General features: G+C 68.0%; 17 protein-coding genes. 6 read left to right on the forward strand and 11 right to left on the reverse strand.

The genetic code is table 11. From position 1 onward, the window contains the following. Positions 1–25: 25 nt before the first annotated feature. A complete protein-coding gene (locus tag ABZS29_RS02060) occupies positions 26–1,045 on the forward strand; it encodes a Fic family protein (RefSeq protein ID WP_355457674.1) in 1,020 nt (339 codons plus the stop codon). Positions 1,046–1,054: 9 nt separating this feature from the next. Here the strand turns inward: ABZS29_RS02060 and ABZS29_RS02065 are convergent, their stop codons facing one another. From ABZS29_RS02065 to glgC, 8 genes are read right to left on the reverse strand one after another with little or no spacing between them, the layout of a single operon-like run. Beyond that, positions 1,055–1,777 (reverse strand): alpha/beta hydrolase, encoded by a 723-nt coding sequence (locus ABZS29_RS02065; protein WP_355457676.1) that lies wholly within the window; start codon positions 1,775–1,777, stop codon positions 1,055–1,057. Next, positions 1,777–2,769: an amidohydrolase family protein gene (locus ABZS29_RS02070; RefSeq protein ID WP_355457677.1), complete on the reverse strand. Its 993-nt coding sequence runs from the start codon at positions 2,767–2,769 to the stop codon at positions 1,777–1,779. The genes ABZS29_RS02065 and ABZS29_RS02070 overlap by 1 nt, the downstream gene beginning before the upstream one ends. Further along, positions 2,770–3,279: a 3-hydroxyanthranilate 3,4-dioxygenase gene (locus ABZS29_RS02075; RefSeq protein WP_355457679.1), complete on the reverse strand. Its 510-nt coding sequence runs from the start codon at positions 3,277–3,279 to the stop codon at positions 2,770–2,772. It lies immediately after the preceding gene. Next, the gene (locus ABZS29_RS02080) at positions 3,276–3,710 is read right to left on the reverse strand and encodes a RidA family protein (protein WP_355457681.1); all 435 of its coding nucleotides are present in this window, start codon (positions 3,708–3,710) and stop codon (positions 3,276–3,278) included. The genes ABZS29_RS02075 and ABZS29_RS02080 overlap by 4 nt, the downstream gene beginning before the upstream one ends. After that, a complete protein-coding gene (locus ABZS29_RS02085; protein ID WP_355457683.1) occupies positions 3,707–5,221 on the reverse strand; it encodes a 2-hydroxymuconic semialdehyde dehydrogenase in 1,515 nt (504 codons plus the stop codon). The genes ABZS29_RS02080 and ABZS29_RS02085 overlap by 4 nt, the downstream gene beginning before the upstream one ends. After that, the gene (locus ABZS29_RS02090; protein WP_355457685.1) at positions 5,218–6,516 is read right to left on the reverse strand and encodes an NAD(P)/FAD-dependent oxidoreductase; all 1,299 of its coding nucleotides are present in this window, start codon (positions 6,514–6,516) and stop codon (positions 5,218–5,220) included. The genes ABZS29_RS02085 and ABZS29_RS02090 overlap by 4 nt, the downstream gene beginning before the upstream one ends. Further along, positions 6,513–7,709, reverse strand: a complete 1,197-nt coding sequence (gene kynU, locus ABZS29_RS02095; RefSeq protein ID WP_355457687.1) for a kynureninase — start codon at positions 7,707–7,709, stop codon at positions 6,513–6,515. The genes ABZS29_RS02090 and kynU overlap by 4 nt, the downstream gene beginning before the upstream one ends. Further along, positions 7,706–8,980: a glucose-1-phosphate adenylyltransferase gene (glgC, locus tag ABZS29_RS02100; RefSeq protein ID WP_355457688.1), complete on the reverse strand. Its 1,275-nt coding sequence runs from the start codon at positions 8,978–8,980 to the stop codon at positions 7,706–7,708. Before glgC ends, kynU begins: the two co-directional genes overlap by 4 nt. Before the next feature lie 64 nt (positions 8,981–9,044). Here glgC and ABZS29_RS02105 point away from each other — a divergent pair, with 64 nt between their 5' ends. Genes ABZS29_RS02105 through glgA form a run of 3 tightly spaced genes read left to right on the forward strand, consistent with a single transcriptional unit; the run spans position 9,045 to position 11,323 of the window. Continuing rightward, positions 9,045–9,587, forward strand: a complete 543-nt coding sequence (locus ABZS29_RS02105) for a GNAT family N-acetyltransferase (RefSeq protein WP_355457690.1) — start codon at positions 9,045–9,047, stop codon at positions 9,585–9,587. Positions 9,588–9,597: 10 nt separating this feature from the next. Next, positions 9,598–10,146: a GNAT family N-acetyltransferase gene (locus ABZS29_RS02110; RefSeq protein ID WP_355457691.1), complete on the forward strand. Its 549-nt coding sequence runs from the start codon at positions 9,598–9,600 to the stop codon at positions 10,144–10,146. Between the two features lie 19 nt (positions 10,147–10,165). Further along, entirely contained in the window at positions 10,166–11,323 is a 1,158-nt protein-coding gene (glgA, locus tag ABZS29_RS02115) for a glycogen synthase (RefSeq protein WP_355457692.1), read from the forward strand. 3 nt (positions 11,324–11,326) lie between these two features. Here the strand turns inward: glgA and ABZS29_RS02120 are convergent, their stop codons facing one another. After that, on the reverse strand, positions 11,327–12,847 hold the full coding sequence (locus tag ABZS29_RS02120) for a leucyl aminopeptidase family protein (protein ID WP_355457694.1): 1,521 nt from the start codon (positions 12,845–12,847) through the stop codon (positions 11,327–11,329). Between the two features lie 299 nt (positions 12,848–13,146). Then, positions 13,147–13,314, reverse strand: coding sequence for a DUF3117 domain-containing protein (locus ABZS29_RS02125; RefSeq protein ID WP_012923066.1), 168 nt, complete (start codon positions 13,312–13,314; stop codon positions 13,147–13,149). A 164-nt stretch (positions 13,315–13,478) separates the two neighbouring features. Between ABZS29_RS02125 and ABZS29_RS02130 the strand changes: the two genes are divergently transcribed. Both ABZS29_RS02130 and ABZS29_RS02135 read left to right on the forward strand, forming a co-directional pair. After that, complete coding sequence (locus ABZS29_RS02130; protein WP_355457696.1) at positions 13,479–14,285, forward strand: PaaX family transcriptional regulator C-terminal domain-containing protein; 807 nt, start codon at positions 13,479–13,481, stop codon at positions 14,283–14,285. 33 nt (positions 14,286–14,318) lie between these two features. Continuing rightward, positions 14,319–15,110: an enoyl-CoA hydratase-related protein gene (locus tag ABZS29_RS02135; protein WP_355457697.1), complete on the forward strand. Its 792-nt coding sequence runs from the start codon at positions 14,319–14,321 to the stop codon at positions 15,108–15,110. 213 nt (positions 15,111–15,323) lie between these two features. Here the strand turns inward: ABZS29_RS02135 and ABZS29_RS02140 are convergent, their stop codons facing one another. Then, positions 15,324–15,884 (reverse strand): DNA-3-methyladenine glycosylase I, encoded by a 561-nt coding sequence (locus tag ABZS29_RS02140; protein WP_355457699.1) that lies wholly within the window; start codon positions 15,882–15,884, stop codon positions 15,324–15,326. Positions 15,885–15,895: the final 11 nt, after the last annotated feature.

Here is a 15,895-nt window from a genome sequence, read left to right on the forward strand (position 1 = left end):
CGATCTGGATCGAGTGATCGGGCAAGTGCCCGCGACCGTAGTCATGCAACTCCGCGCGATCGACACCGGCCGAGGTAGTGAGGCGCTGTACCGCAACCAGTTGCCTGCTCTACTCACGGAGCTCGCCAACCGCGCCCGCATTCAAAGCATCACCGCCTCCTCAGCGATCGAGGGCATCGTCGTCCCGGACGCAGAGCGAGCCGAACGCATCATCGCGGGTCGCGCCGGCGTGCTTCGTACCCGCAGCGAGCAAGAGCTGGCCGGCTATCGCAAGGCACTCGACTACCTGTTCCAGGAGGACTGGCAGCCCCTGAATCTGGGTCTACTGCTTCACCTGCATCGGCTGCTGTGGTCGGAGACCAACTACCCTGGTGGTCAGCTGAAGACCGACGACAATCTGGTCGTCGACCGCTCATCGGACGGCAGCACCACCGTTCGATTCGTCCCGGTGCCGGCCTCGAAGACCGCGCAGTATCTGACGACGCTGATCGACGGCTATCGGACCGCCCAGCATGGCCAGCGGCATCATCCCGTGCTCCTGGTCGGCCTGATGATTCTCGACCTCCTCGTCATCCACCCCTTCGCCGACGGCAACGGCAGGGTCGCCCGGGCGCTGACCAACGCCCTGCTGGTCGACGCCGGACACGAAGTCTGCCGCTGGGTTTCCCTCGAGCAGCTCATCGCCGAATCCGCGGACGCCTACTACGAGGCTCTGCTCCAGTCGACTCGGGACTGGCACGACGACGCGGCGGACCCCTGGCCGTGGCTGTCGTACTTCACCGCCACGCTAGCGACGGCCTACGAGACATTCGCCCGACGGGCGGCATCGGACCGGTCGGGAGGGACCAAGCAGGAGCGGGTTCGCGAGTACGTACTCAAGCACGCACCGATCATCTTCAAGGTGGGTGATGTTCGCGCGGCGCTCCCAGGGGTGAGCGACCAAACGATCCGCTTGGCACTCGAACAGCTCAGAGACGACGCCAAGGTCAAGTCGACCGGAGCAGGTCGTGGCGCGGTCTGGGTTCGCATTCCCGACCAGGTGTGAGCGAAGCGGCTAGGTGGTGAGGCGGGCTAGTTCGGTCGCCAGGTCGTTGAAGGGGTCGGTCTCGGGGTCTATGAGTTCGTAGTGGCCGCAGTTGGGGATGGCGTGCAGGCGGGCTGTGGGGTGGGCGGAGAAGTAGGACTCCGAGAGCCGGAAGGGGACCACGGTGTCGTTGAGGCCGTGGAGTAGGGAGACCGAGGCGATGGGGGCGGGGAGGTGGACGGGGTCGAGGTCGTTGCGGACTCCGCTGCCAATGAAGGCTTGTACGGCGCTGTCGCCGAGCATGAGCTGGTCGCCGAGGAGTAGGTCGGCTACCGGGGCCAGGGCGACTACGCCGCGGAGGCGGACCGGGTTGAGAGTGGCGGCAGCCCACAAGGCCAGGTGACCGCCGGCGGAGTGGCCGGCCAGCACATACCCCGCTTCTACGTCGATCAGGTCCGGGAGCGCGTCGAGCGCCGTACGGATGTCCCCCGTGGTGATGTCCGGGGAGCCGGGGACGCGGCGGTACTCGAGGGAGGCGACGGGCCAGCCGAGGTCGGCGAGGGCGGCGCCGAGCGAGCGGGCGTGGACGCGGTCGTACTCCGGACGCCAGAAGCCGCCGTGGATGAAGACGACCAGCGGGCGGGGGCTCTTGGCGTGCCAGTGGTCGATCACCTGGTCGGCGTGGTCGCCGTAGCGGAGCTGTTCGTCGGGTGCGCGCGCTTCGCGCGTGAGCACTGATCGGTCCTCGCTCATCAAGACCTCCCGAGATAACGCATAGCGTTCGTCGACAACAGCTTGTGCTGCTGTTCCACGGTCAGGAAGCCGGCGTTCCGCACCACCTCCCCGACCGGTCGCTCACCCAGTGGATAGGGATAGTCACTGCCGAGCAGGACCTGGTCTTCTCCCAAGGTATCGACAAGTAGCCGTAAAGGCGCTGATTCGAAGACGACGGTGTCGACGAAGAACCGCTGCAGATAGTGCGAGGGTGGATGCTCGGAGCAACCACGCACGATGTCACCGCGCCTGTGCCAGGCGTTCTCCAACCGGCCCAGCCAGAACGCGAAACTCCCGCCCCCATGGGCGAAACAGATCCGCAACGACTCCGGCAGTACGTCGAACGCTCCGCCGAGGATCATCGCGATCAGCGACAGATGCGTCTCGGCGGGCATGCCGGTCAGCCAGCGGGCCATCCAGCGGTCGAGTCGTGGCCCGCCCGGCATATCCCACGGGTGCACGAGAACCGGCGTACCGGTCTCGGCGCAATGCTTGAGGAAGGCAACAATTCCGGCGTCGTCGAGGTCCTTGTCACCAACGTGATTGCCGATCTCGACCCCCACGTGCCCGGCCGCGAGACAACGGTCGAGCTCGGCGCAGGCCGCGTCGGGGTCCTGCAGCGGTACCTGGCAGAACGGGATGAACCGCTCGTCCCCGGCCAAGGTCTCCAGCGTGCGATCGTTGAAGATCCGGGCGAGCTTGACCGCCTGCGCGGCCGGCCGGTCGTACCCGAAGAAGACCGGCGTCGGCGACACCACCTGCAGATCGATGCCGTCGGCATCCATATCGGCCCGCCGAACGGCGGTGTCCCAGGCCTGCGGACCGACCGGCCGGAACTCGGTCTCGCCGACCATGATCATCGCGGCGCGCTCCGAGTCGACCCGCAGCCACGGCCACCCCTCGCCCCCGCAAGCCGCCGCGAGATCCGGCCAGCCTTTGGGGACGAGGTGGGTGTGGACGTCGACGGACACTCAGGCCTTGCCCGGATGCACCGCACCGCACGAAGGACAGGTGCGAGCTTCCACGCTGTCGTAGAAGGCGGCGAAGACCGGCGGCAGGTCGGCGACGATATCGGTCACCTGCAGCTCGACCTCGTGCACGATCGCGCTGCACTCACCGCAGTACCAGCGGAACTTCTCCAGCGTGCCGGGTTCGCGGACTCGCTCGATCACCAGGCCGATCGAGTCCGGGCCGCGCTGCGGCGAGTGCGGCATGTTCCGCGGCAGCACCCACATCTCGCCCGCGTTGACCTCGACGGCCTCCGGGCCGTCCTCGGTCATCACGTTGACGCGGAGCTCGCCCTTGATCTGGTAGAAGAACTCCTCGTACGGATCGACGTGGAAGTCGGTGCGCTGGTTCGGCCCGCCCACCACCATCGTGATGAAGTCGTCCCCGGTCGGGAACATCTGCTTGTTGCCGACCGGCGGCTTCAGCAGATGCTTGTTCTCCTCGATCCACTCCGGAAAGTTCGTCGCCTTCATGATTCACTCCTTTGCGGGATCGCCGCTACGGCCTGAATTTCAATCAGCAGCTGGGGATGCGGCAACTGATGCACCGCAACAGTCGTCCGCGAAGGTCCGTTCTCGTCGAAGTACTCACCGTAGACCTCGTTGTAGCCACCGAAGTCGTTCATCGACACCAGGTACGTCGTCACACTCACGAGGTCCTCGAGATCAGCGCCCACCGCCGCGAGGATGTCGCGGATGTTCTCCAGTACGGCGCGCGTCTGCTCGCGAATGTCGAGCGTGGTGGTGCCGAGCTCGTCCACGACCGCGCCCGCGATCGTGTTGTCCGGGCGCCGGCTGGAGGTCCCGGACACGAACGCGAAACCGCCCGCCACCTTCACATGCGGGAAGCGGCCTCGCGGAATCGCCTTACCCGCAACGACTTTCGCCCCTGGCTCCACGCTCATGTGAGCTCCACGCAGACGTTGGTGAGTTCGGTGTAGAAGTCCAGCGAATGCGTACCACCTTCACGCCCGACCCCGGACAGCTTCATCCCACCGAACGGCGTGCGCAGGTCACGAAGGAACCAGGTGTTGACCCAGCACAGCCCCACGTCCAACGCCGCTCCAGCCCGATGAGCCCGGCCGACGTCGCGCGTCCAAACGGTTGCCGCGAGCCCGTAATCGCTGTCGTTCGCCAGTGCGTACGCCTCTTCCTCGGTGTCGAACGGCGCGATATGACAGATCGGCCCAAACACTTCCTCGCGGTTCGTCCGAGCGTCGGCCAGCAGACCAGTCAGCACGGTCGGTTGCACATAGCAACCGTTGTCACGGACATCACCGAACGACGGTACGCCGCCACCCGCCAGTACGTCGGCCCCTTCGGCCCGCGCGAGGTCGTAGTACGAGAGAACCTTGTCGCGGTGCTGTTTCGAGATCAGCGGCATGTTCGTGGTCGCCTCGTCGGACGGCCAGCCGTAGGTCAGTTCACCGGCACGGGCGGCCAGTAGCGCGCAGAACTCGTCGTACACCGGGCGTTCGACGTACAGGCGCTCGGTGCAGAGGCAGACCTGGCCGCCGTTCGTGAAGGTCGAGCGGACCGAGCCCTCGACGGCCGCGTCCAGGTCGGCATCGGCGAAGATCAACCCGGCGTTCTTCCCGCCGAGCTCGAACGAGACCGCCTTGACGCGATCCGCGGCCACCTTCGCGATCGCCGTACCGGTCGCGGATTCGCCGGTGAAGGTGATCGCGTCGATGCCGGGATGGCGGGTCAGGTACTCCCCCGCCGACGCCGGACCGAGGCCGTGCACGAGGTTGAAGACACCCTCCGGTACGCCGGCCGCCGCCATCACCTCGGCGAGAACAGTCGCGGACGACGGCGTCTCCTCGGACGGCTTGACGATCACCGCGTTGCCGCAGGCAAGCGCTGGTGCGACCTTCCAGGTCAGCAGAAGCAGCGGCAAATTCCACGGTACGACGATCGCGACGACACCGACCGGTTTGCGGATGGCGTAGTTGAGAGCGCGGCGCCCGTCCGGGAGCGTGGTCGTGTAGGACTCGGTGGGGGTGGTCGTCGCGAAGTCCGCGAACGCGCGGAAGTTGGCCGCACCGCGCGGAATGTCGAGTGTGCGCGCCTGGCTGATCGACTTGCCGGTGTCACCGACCTCGGCCGCGACCAGATCGTCGAACCGTCGCTCCAGCTCGTCCGCCACGCGTCGCAGGATGTTCGCCCGCTCCTGCTCTCCCATCCGACCCCACGGGCCTTTCAACGCACCGCGCGCCGCCTCCACCGCAGCATCCACGGTGGATTCGTCCGCCTCGCACACCTCGAAGATCTGCTCGCCGGTCACCGGGCTCACCTTGGCGAACCGTTTGAGCGAGTCCACGAAGGCGCCACCGACGAAGTGGCGCAGGAGCCCGACCGAGCTCGGTTGCCCGGTGAGCAGCTCAGGCGTCCACAGGCCGGCGGGGGTGCTCACTGGCGTCTCCGTCCGATGAGTGCCAGTGCGATGCCGAGGGCGGTTGCGAGCGCCCCTCCGACCAGTTGGTGCTGGCGCTGGACGCGCCGCTGGACTTCCGCGTACGGGGTGGTGCTGAAGGAGACGAGCTCGTAGCGGGAGACGTAGCGGCCGGGCAGGAGCCGCTCCAGGGTGTGCTCCACGCGCTTGGTGAGCCGAAAGACCGGTGACGCCACCTTGTCGCGCATCTCGATGAAGTTGTTGAGTGCCATGGCTGCGATGGCTTCGGTGTTCTCGCGGCGACGCGCCTCGAAGAGCGGCAGTGCACGAGCCCACGAACCACCTGTGTCGTCCAGGCAGCGGTCCAGTTCGACGACGTCCTCGAACGCACAGTTCGCGCCCTGGCCGTAGAACGGCACTATGGCGTGCGCAGCGTCGCCGATCAGGCCAGTGCGCCCGTGTGCCTGCCAGGGCAGCGTGTGGACGGTCCCCAGCACGCCAACGGGGTTGTGCAGGTAGTCGTCGACCAGATTCGGTGCCAGTGGCAACACATCCGGGTAGTGCTCACCGAAGTACCCGATGATCCCTTCCGCGGTGGTGAGCGCGTCGAACGACCCGGCCGGCCAGAACAGGGTGCAGGTGAACGAGCGGTCCGGGTTCGGCAGGGCGATCATCATGGACGTTCCACGCGGCCAGATGTGCAACGCACCTGGGTCCAGCGCGAACTCCCCGTCCACCGCCGGAATCGTCAGCTCCTTGTAGCCATAGTCCAGGAAGTCGACGTCCTCGGCGACAATGCCTTCGGTCAGCAGTTGCTCGCGCACCGCCGAGCCGGCGCCGTCTGCGCCGAGCACCACGTCCGCTGTGGCCGCCACCTTCCCGGACGGCGTCTGAAACACCATCCGCCCGGCCGCGGAGTCCAGCTCGCACAAGCGGTGCTCGAACTCCACCGACACACCGTCAGCCGACGAGGCTGCCGTCAGCAGGGCGTTGTTCAGCGCGCCCCTGCTGATCGAGTTGATCGCCCGGTCGCCACCGGCCGAGTACTGCTGGAAGTCGAGCGCGCCGGCGACCGGATGGATCATCCGGCCCTTCATCGGCAGCGCATCGGCCATCACGGTCGCGTCCAGCCCGATCCGCCGCAGCGCATCCAGTCCGCGCTCGGAGATCGCCAGGTTGATCGACCGGCCGCGGTCCGCCGTGGCCACGCGCGGATCCGGACGACGCTCGTACAGAGTCACCGTCAGCCCGCGTCTGGCGAGGTAGCAGGCCAGCAGACTGCCGGTCAGCCCGGCTCCGACGATCGCAACCTTCATCCTGGAATCACCTCGGCCAGCGCCGCCGCTGCGCGCCAGCAGTCGTGGTACGTCGAGTACAGCGGCACCGGCGCCAGTCGCAGCACATCTGGTTCGCGTGCGTCCGCGATCACGCCGTACTCGAACCGTAGCTGCTTGGACAGCTCGCCCGCAGTCAGCGCACCGCTGATCCGCAACGACAGTTGCGCGCCGCGGCGAGCCGGGTCGGTCGGTGTGATGATCGGGACGTCGAGCAGGCTTTCCAAGTACGCGGTCAGCCGCAGACTGCGCTCACGCAAAGCAGTGATTCCGATCCGGTCGAAGATCTCCAGGGACGTGCGTACCGGACTCATCGAGAAGATCGGCGGGTTCGACACCTGCCAGGCGTCCGCAGACTGAGGCGGTCGCGAGTACGGGGCCATCTCAAACCGTGTAGCGGCGTCAGTGCTCCACCAGCCCTCGAACCGCGGCCGGTCGCCACTCAGGTGCCGCTCGTGCACAAAGGCTCCGGCCAGCGAGCCAGGGCCCGAGTTGAGGTACTTGTACGAGCACCAGGCGGCGAAGTCGACGCCCCACTCGTGCAGTGCGAGCGGTACGTTGCCGGCCGCGTGGGCGAGGTCCCAGCCGACCACTGCACCAGCCGACTGCCCAGCCGCGGTGATAGCCGGGATGTCCATCAGCTCGCCGGTCAGGTAGTTCACACCGCCGAGCAGCACCAATGCCACGTCATCGCCGAGCCGGTCGAGCACCTCCGCCGGCTGCACGCGGACGACAGCATCGTCGTACCCGTGGAAGCGCGCTTGGGACTGTACGGCGTAGCTGTCGGACGGGAAGGCCGAGTCCTCGATGAGGATCCGGTACCGCGATGGCGTCGGACGGTAGAACGACACCATCAGCAGGTGGAGGTTGACCGTGAGCGAGTTCATCACCACGGTCTCGCTGGGCAGCGCACCGACGAGCCGGGCCGCTGGTGCGGTCAGCAGCTCGTGGTACGGCAGCCAGGGCCGCTTGCCCTCGAGGTGTCCTTCGACTCCGAGCGCACCCCACGAGTCGAGGTCCTCGAGCAGCTCGGTGCGAGTCGCCTTCGGTCGCAGTCCGAGCGAGTTGCCAGCGAAGTACGCGACCTCTCCGAAGGGCTCCGCAGGTGGGATGTCGAACAGCTCGCGGTGTCCCGGATCGGCCGCGTCGAGGGCGAGCGCCTCCTCCGGGCTCATACCTCGGCGACCTGGCCCTCCGGCTCCTCGGCAGCAGGGGCAGGCGGCGGCTCGACGACTTGACCCTTACCGAGCACCGTGACGCCGCCCTTGGAGACCGTGAAGCCGCGCTGGCGGTCGTAGTCGGGGTCGATGCCGATCTCGACGCCCGGCGGGACGATCACGTTCTTGTCCAGGATGACGTTCTTCAGGACCGCACCCGCGCCGATCGTGCAGTTGTCCATGATCACCGCGCGCTCGACCTTCGCACCGGCGCCGACCTTCACGTTCGAGCCGAGCACGGAGTGGTCGACGGTCGCACCGGAGACGATCGAGCCCTGGCAGATGATCGACTCGCTGACGGTGGCGTTGTCGGTGAACTTCGCACCGGGCAGTTGCGGGTGCGAGGTGAAGATCGGCCAGTCCGAGTTGTACAGGTTGAAGACCGGCTGGATCGAGACCAGGTCCATGTGCGCCTCGTGGTACGAGTCCAGCGAACCGACGTCGCGCCAGTACGAGCGGTCCCGGTCGAGCGCGCCGGGCACGTCGTTGTCCTTGAAGTCGTAGACCCCGGCCTTGCCCTCGGCAACGAGCATCGGCACGATGTCGCCGCCCATGTCGTGCCGCGACGCCGGGTTGGCGGCGTCCTTGCGCAGCGCCTCCACCAGCACGTCGGCGCTGAACACGTAGTTGCCCATCGACGCGAACGTCTCGTCCGGCGAGTCCGGGAGCCCGGGCGGATCGGCCGGCTTCTCCAGGAACTCGGCGATCGTGTGCCCGTCGTCCGCGGTCTTGATCACCCCGAACTCCGACGCCTCGGCGCGCGGCACGCGGATCCCCGCGACCGTCACGCCGTTCCCGCGGGCGATGTGGTCGGCCACCATCTGGGAGGCGTCCATCCGGTACACGTGGTCCGCGCCGAACACCACGATGATGTCGGGCTTGGCGTCGTTGATCAGGTTCATCGACTGGTAGATCGCGTCCGCGCTGCCCTGGTACCACTGGGGGCCGAGCCGCTGCTGGGCCGGCACACAGGTGACGTAGTTACCGAGGAAGGTCGACATCCGCCAGGTGATCGTGACGTGCCGGTCCAGCGAGTGCGACTTGTACTGCGTCAGCACGCACAGACTGCGGATCCCCGCGTTCACCAGGTTGGACAGCACGAAGTCGATCAACCGATAACTGCCGCCGAAGGGCACGGCCGGTTTGGCCCGGTCCGCCGTCAGCGGCATCAGCCGCTTTCCCTCACCACCGGCCAGCACGATTCCGAGAATTCTGGGCGCCTTTGCCATGTCCGCACCTTAGTCTCCGAAACGTTTCTGCATAAGCGGTTGCGAGTGTCGCGAGACTGGAACCATGCCGAAGCTCACTTCGCCGACGGTCGCCGTTCACCAGTCGTTCCTGAGCGCGTGGGACGAGTTCGGCGCGGACGACCGCTGGATGGGCGCGCGCTCGATCGTCCCCGGCGTACCGGAGTGGACTCGCGAGCAGGCTGCGGACCCGGCCGCGTTCGCCGCCATGGTGGCGGCAATTGCGAGCGAGGCTTCTGCTGCGACCACGCTGGCTCCGGGGATGATTCCGCAGACCGTGCTCTGGTACGTCGACGGTGCGGAGTGGCTCGGGCGGCTCTCGATCCGGCACCGGCTCAGCCCGGCTTTCGCCGAGGTCGCCGGTCACATCACGTACGGCGTACGTCCGTCGTACCGGCGGCGGGGGTATGCGACGGCGATGCTGATCGAGTCGCTGCCGGTGGCCGCCGCGCTCGGGATCGACCGGGCCCGAGTCACCTGCCTGGTCGACAACGTGGGGTCGCGGAAGGCGATCGAGGCGGCGGGCGGCGAGCTCCAAGACGAGTACGACGGGAAGCTGCGCTACTGGGTGGCTACCGGGCGTAGGTAAGACTGGGCGGATGCCAACCCTCGTCGAGCCCACTGTCGCCGTCCACCGGTCGTTCCTGGCAGCCTGGGACGAGTTGGCGCCCGACGAGGAGCGCTGGATGGGCGCCGAGACGTTCGTCGGCGGTGAAGAGGAGAACTGGACCCGCGAGCAGGCCGCTGATCCGGCGGAGTTCAAGCGTCTCGTCGACGGTATCCGGGGCGCAGCCGACCATGACTCCGTTTTGGTGCCGGGAATCGTCCCATACACGATCCTGTGGTTCGTCGACGGTGTGGAGTGGCTCGGCCGGCTGTCCATCCGGCACGAGCTGACTCCGCCGCTGCTGGAGCTCGGCGGCCACATCGGGTACTGCGTGCGCCCGTCCGCCCGCCGCCGCGGCTACGCGACCCAGATGCTCGTGCAGTCCCTCCCGTTCGCCGCCGAGCTCGGAATCGACCCGGCACTCGTCACCTGCGACGCCGACAACCTCGCGTCGCGGAAGGTGATCCAGGCGGCCGGCGGTGAACTGGAGGACGAGCGACACGGGAAGCTGCGGTTCTGGGTGGCTACACACACGTCCTGATGACCTATCGTCGGGGCTTATGAAGGTCGCCATCCTGACGCGAGAGTTTCCTCCGGACGTGTACGGCGGGGCGGGGGTGCATGTCGACTTCCTGGTGCGGGAGTTGCGCCGGTTGCTCGACGTCGACGTGCACTGCATGGGTGAGCCACGCCTCGGCGCGACCGCACACTCCGAGGACGACCCGCGGATCCCGCACGCGAACGCGGCGCTGCGGATCCTGTCCACCGACCTGACCATGACCGCGGCGGTCGGCGCGGCGCAACTCGTGCACTCGCACACCTGGTACGCGAACATGGCCGGCCACTGGGCCAAACTCCTGTACGGCGTCCCGCACGTCGTGACCGCCCACTCGCTGGAACCGCGGCGACCGTGGAAGGCCGAGCAGCTGGGCGGTGGCTACCGACTCTCGAGCTGGGCCGAGCAAACGTCGTACGAGGCTGCTGACGCAGTGGTCGCGGTCAGCCGCGGAATGCGCGACGACGTGCTGGACTGCTACCCGTCGATCGACCCGGCCAAGGTGCACGTGATCTCGAACGGGATCGACGCCGACTTCTACCACCCCGACCCGGCGACCCACGTGCTCGAGCGGCTCGGCGTGGACCTGAGCCGGCCGTACGTGACGTTCGTCGGCCGCATCACCCGGCAGAAGGGCGTCCCGCACCTGCTCCGCGCCGGACTGCGCCTGGACCCGTCGGTGCAGCTGGTGCTACTGGCCGGCGCGGCCGACACGGTCGAGCTCAAGGCCGAGACGGATGCACTGATCGACGACCTGAAGGCCGCCCGCGACGGCGTGTTCGTGGTCTCCGAGATGCTGCCCCGCGAAGAGGTCCGCCAGGTCCTGACGCACGCACTGGCCTTCTGCTGCCCGTCGATCTACGAACCCCTCGGCATCGTCAACCTCGAGGCGATGGCTTGCGAGACCGCCGTCGTCGCCAGCGCGGTCGGCGGCATCCCCGAGGTCGTCGACGACGGCGTCACCGGCACCCTCGTCCGCTACGACGAGAACGACATCGACACGTTCGAGCGCGAACTCGCCGACGGCATCAACGAACTCGTCGCCAACCCGGCCAAGGCCGAGGCAATGGGCAAGGCTGGCCGCGAGCGCGCGGTGTCCCAGTTCGGCTGGGACGCCGTAGCCCAGCAGACGGTCGAGCTGTACACCAGCCTGCTGGGCTAGGCGTCAGCCGATGCCGGCGGTGGGGGCGTCGGTGGTGAGCCAGGTGGTGAGGAGGCGGGCGCCGGCGCCGGTGGCGCCGGCGGAGTACTCGTGGCGGTCGGCCGGGGACTCGGCGATCGACGAGAGGTCGAGGTGGGCCCACGGGGTGTTGCCGGTGAAGGCCTTGAGGAAGAGGGCGGCGGTGATGGAGCCGGGGCCCTTGGAGGAGTTCACGGAGTCGGCGATCGGCGTCGAGATGAGGTCCTGGTACTGCTCCGCGGCCAGGGGCATCCGCCAGAGCTCTTCGCCGGAAACGCGACCGGCCTCGGCCAGGTTGTCCGCGAGAGCGTCGTCGGTGGCGAACAGGCCGCCGTACAGCATCGCGCCGAGGGAGACCTTGATCGCGCCGGTGAGGGTGGAGATGTCGACGACGACGTCGGGCTTCAGCTCCTGGACGGCGTAGGCGAGGCCGTCGGCCATCACCAGGCGGCCTTCGGCGTCGGTGTTCTTCACCTCGGTGGTGCGGCCGCCGTAGTGGCGGATCACGTCGTCGGGCCGGTACGCCGATCCTGACGGCATGTTCTCGGCGGAGCAGATCAGGCCGGTCACCCGGACCTTCGCGCCGAGCTCGCGGAGCGCGGACATCGTCGCGATCACCGAACCGCCGCCGGTCATGTCGCGCTTCATCGACACCATGCCTTCGCGCGGCTTCAGCGACAGGCCGCCGGTGTCGTAGGTGATGCCCTTCCCGACCAGCACGACGTACGGCGTCTTGTCCGTGGCGCCGGCGGGAACGTAGTCCAGCCGGATCAGCCGGGGCGGGCGGGTCGAGCCCTGGCCGACCGCGAGGATGCCGCCGAAGCCGTCGGCGGCGAGCTGCTTCTCGTCCCAGACCTTCACCTCGAGGCCGGTGCTCGCGGCCAGCTCGGTGGCGCGGGCGGCGAGCCAGGCCGGGTCCTTCTCGTTCGAGGGCGTGATCGCGAACTCGCGGGCCAGCCAGCCGGTCCGGCCGATCACGATGCCGCGGTCGAGCACGGCCTGCCGCTCGGCGGTCGAGCCGTCGGTCAGCGTCACCCGGCCGGCCACCGGCTTGGGCTTGTCGACCGTCTTCAGGGTGTAGCTGAACGAGCCGAGTACGACGCCCTCGGCAAAGGCCTGCAGCGCCTGGTCGTCGATGCCCTCGGCAACGAGCGTGGTGAGCTCGTCCTTGCCGCGGCCGGACCGGGCGATCGCCGCACCGGCGTGGCGCAACTCCTTCGCGGTCCCGGCGCCGGCACCGACCAGCAGCACCTCATTGACCTCACCGGACAGCAGCGGATACGCCACCGTCGAACCGGCCGACGCGCTGAAGCCGGCCTCCTGCTGCACCTCGAGCAGCCGGTCCAGATCGACGCCGAGTCGCTGTCCCGCCTCCTTGGCCGCGGCGGGCAACCCATCGGACCCGACCACGATCACCCAGGTCGGCGCGCCGTGCACCGGCAGACCGGGCTGCCAATCAACGGCCGGAATCGTCGGGTACGCGAAGGTGCTGGTGCGGCGAGCCACTAGAGGGTCCTCACTGGTCAAGTGTCAAAAGTGCAGCGGAGCCAGGGGCCTGGACGGTGATCCAGCGCCGTAGCGAGCAGGTGCTCGGTGCGGTAGCTCGGTGCGCTGGGGCGAAGGGTTCGATGTGGAGCATCGTGCCCTTTGCACCAGTGCGGCGAGATGCCGTGCCGAGTGCCGCGCAGTAGGCGTGGGATCGCCGTCCAGGCCCCTAACCGTAACGACCCCGGCTGGTGCCGCAAAGGGCACCCACCGGGGTCGTGGGAATGACAGGAGTGCGGAAGGGCACCCCGGAGAGTCGGTCAGCCGACGACGGCCTTCAGTGCGTTACCGAGCTCGGTCGCCTCGTCGGCGTTGAGCTCGACCACGAGCCGGCCGCCGCCTTCGAGCGGAACCCGCATCACGATCCCGCGGCCCTCCTTGGTGACCTCGAGCGGACCATCGCCCGTCCGCGGCTTCATCGCCGCCATGCGCGCACCCCTTCCCAGTTCGGTGTTGAGCGACGACACCGCGTGGACAACCGTCGCCGGCGCCGTGCGGTGATGCGCCGTCGGCGCGTATCGCAATGTGTATCCGGACCCATTATCCCCGATCACAGGCCGAAGGCGCGCACCATACGGCAGACTCGGGTTTTGTGCACGCCCGTTCAGCCCTTTTCGACCTGTACGGCGACCACCTGCGCGCGCGTGGAGCGCGAGCACCGGTGGCCGCTCTCGTGCGCCTGCTCGCACCGCTGGGCGTCCATCCTCCGGCCGTCCGGACCGCCGTGTCGCGGATGGTCCGGCAGGCCTGGCTGGAGCCGGTCCGGATCGACGGCCAGCCCGGTTATGCGTTGTCGGCCCGGGCGCGCCGCCGGCTCGACGACGCGGCCGCCCGGATCTACCGAACCGGTGCCGACGGCACCGATCCGGACGGCGTACCGGCCTGGGACCGGCACTGGCATCTCGGCATCCTGCACGAGGTCCCGAACGCCCGCCGCCGCGAGCAGCTGGCGAGTCAACTCGCCTTCCTGGGTTGGGCTCCGCTGTCCGACGGCGCCTGGGTCGGGCTGCGCAACGACACCGAGGTCGACCAGATCCTGGAGGTCGAAGGGATCACCGCCGACCGGTTCCGGGCACCCGTCGACGACGGCGCGATCGAGTTCGCCCGGCGGGTCTGGAAACTCGACGAGCTCGGCGCGTCGTACGACGCCTGGCTGATCGAGGCGAAGGCCCTGGTCGACGCCGCCGGGGACGACACCACCGACGAGCAGGCGTTCGCCGTCCGTTCCGAACTCGTGCACGAGTGGCGCAAGTTCCTGTTCCTCGATCCGGGGCTGCCGGCCGAGTTACTGCCGGCCGGCTGGGCCGGGACGCGGGCCGCCGCATACTTCGATTTCCACGCGCAACGACTGAGCCCCGCGGCCGGGCGTTTCGTCGACGACTGCCTGACAACGCACTGATTTTCCTCACCCACTGTCAAGGAGCTGACCACGATGAGTGACTCCGTCACGTACGGCGTGTCCGAAGGTGTCGCCACCATCACCCTGAACCGGCCGGAGGCGATGAACTCGCTCGACACCGCGACCAAGGTGCTGCTGCGCGACACGGTCCAGGCTGCGGCCGAGGACGACGCCGTACGGGTCGTGGTGCTGACCGGGACCGGGCGGGCGTTCTGTGTCGGGCAGGACCTCAAGGAGCACATCGGGCTGCTGCAGTCGGGTGACATGGACGCGCTCTGGAGCACGGTGCCGGACCACTACGCGCCGATCGCGCTGGCGCTCGCCGAGATGCCGAAGCCGGTGATTGCCGCGGTCAACGGAGTGGCCGCCGGTGCGGGCGCGTCGATGGCGTTCGCGTGCGACTTCCGGATCGTGGCGGAGACCGCGGGCTTCAACTTGGCGTTCACCGGGATCGCGCTGTCGTGCGACACCGGGATCTCCTGGACCTTGCCGCGGCTGATCGGTCAGGCGAAGGCGTTGGAGCTGCTCTACTTCCCGCGGACCGTCCCGGCCGCGGAGTCGCTCGAGCTCGGGCTCGCGTCCTCCGTGGTGCCGGCTGACGAGCTCGAGAAGGCGACTGCCGAGCTCGCCGCGAAGCTCGCGGCCGGACCGACCGTCGCCTACGGATCGGTGCGGCAGTCGCTGGCCTACTCCGCGACGCACACGCTGGCCGAGTCGCTCGCCTTCGAGGCCGGGAAGATGCAACTGACCGGCGCCACCGAGGACCACCACAACGCGGTGGCGTCGTTCGTGGCCAAAGAAAAGCCGACCTTCACCGGGCGGTAAAGGTCGGCCTCCTCACGTTGGTGGACTCCCCGGCCGCTTTCCGGTCGGGCGAGTCACGACCGGACAACCACCTGACAGACGGGGAGTCCGTGGAACACCACATCACGTTCCGTGCCCGGAACACAACTCGTTCAGCCGTTTGTCTTTCAGTCAACGGAAAATACACGATTTCGTGCGTTGTGCACGTGCATTTGACCCATGCAAACGCCCTGGTCAGCGGGCTATACAAGTGGCCAGATGATCGTTCACGATGCCTGTCGCCTGCATCAACGCATAGGCCGTCGTCGGGCCGACGAAGACAAATCCGTGCTTCTTCAAAGCCTTCGACATCGCGACCGATTCCGGTGTTGTCGCGGGCACGTCGCCGAGCTTTTTCGGCACCTTCTGCTTGGCCGGCCGGAAGCTCCACAGCAGCTCGGTGAAGTCGCCCTCGCCGAGCTCGAGCAGGGCGCGCGCGTTCGAGATCGTCGCGTTGATCTTCAGCCGGTTCCGCACGATGCCGGTGTCGGCCATCAGCCGGTCGAAGTCGTCGCTGCCGAACTTCGCGATCACCTCCGGATCGAACTGCGCGAACGCGGCCCGGAAGTTCTCCCGCTTGCGCAGGATCGTGATCCACGACAACCCTGATTGGAAGCCCTCGAGCGTCATCCGCTCGAACAGTCCGCGGTCGTCGCGGATCTCCTTGCCCCACTCGGTGTCGTGGTACTCGATGTACTCCGGTGCGGAGGTCGCCCACCCGCACCGCGGTTGCCCGTCCGGGCCGACAACCGTCATCCCGCGACCTC

The sequence above is a fragment of the Kribbella sp. NPDC005582 genome, assembly GCF_040605415.1.
Taxonomy (GTDB): domain Bacteria; phylum Actinomycetota; class Actinomycetes; order Propionibacteriales; family Kribbellaceae; genus Kribbella.

What these genes read in the sequence shown, in the direction of transcription:
- ABZS29_RS02065 (WP_355457676.1), bottom strand. Translation starts at nt 1,777, where the DNA reads ATGAGCGAGGACCGATCAGTGCTCACGCGCGAAGCGCGCGCACCCGAC.
- ABZS29_RS02075 (WP_355457679.1), bottom strand. Translation starts at nt 3,279, where the DNA reads ATGAAGGCGACGAACTTTCCGGAGTGGATCGAGGAGAACAAGCATCTG.
- ABZS29_RS02080 (WP_355457681.1), bottom strand. Translation starts at nt 3,710, where the DNA reads ATGAGCGTGGAGCCAGGGGCGAAAGTCGTTGCGGGTAAGGCGATTCCG.
- ABZS29_RS02090 (WP_355457685.1), bottom strand. Translation starts at nt 6,516, where the DNA reads ATGAAGGTTGCGATCGTCGGAGCCGGGCTGACCGGCAGTCTGCTGGCC.
- kynU (WP_355457687.1), bottom strand. Translation starts at nt 7,709, where the DNA reads ATGAGCCCGGAGGAGGCGCTCGCCCTCGACGCGGCCGATCCGGGACAC.
- glgC (WP_355457688.1), bottom strand. Translation starts at nt 8,980, where the DNA reads ATGGCAAAGGCGCCCAGAATTCTCGGAATCGTGCTGGCCGGTGGTGAG.
- ABZS29_RS02105 (WP_355457690.1), top strand. Translation starts at nt 9,045, where the DNA reads ATGCCGAAGCTCACTTCGCCGACGGTCGCCGTTCACCAGTCGTTCCTG.
- ABZS29_RS02110 (WP_355457691.1), top strand. Translation starts at nt 9,598, where the DNA reads ATGCCAACCCTCGTCGAGCCCACTGTCGCCGTCCACCGGTCGTTCCTG.
- glgA (WP_355457692.1), top strand. Translation starts at nt 10,166, where the DNA reads ATGAAGGTCGCCATCCTGACGCGAGAGTTTCCTCCGGACGTGTACGGC.
- ABZS29_RS02125 (WP_012923066.1), bottom strand. Translation starts at nt 13,314, where the DNA reads ATGGCGGCGATGAAGCCGCGGACGGGCGATGGTCCGCTCGAGGTCACC.
- ABZS29_RS02135 (WP_355457697.1), top strand. Translation starts at nt 14,319, where the DNA reads ATGAGTGACTCCGTCACGTACGGCGTGTCCGAAGGTGTCGCCACCATC.
- ABZS29_RS02140 (WP_355457699.1), bottom strand. Translation starts at nt 15,884, where the DNA reads ATGACGGTTGTCGGCCCGGACGGGCAACCGCGGTGCGGGTGGGCGACC.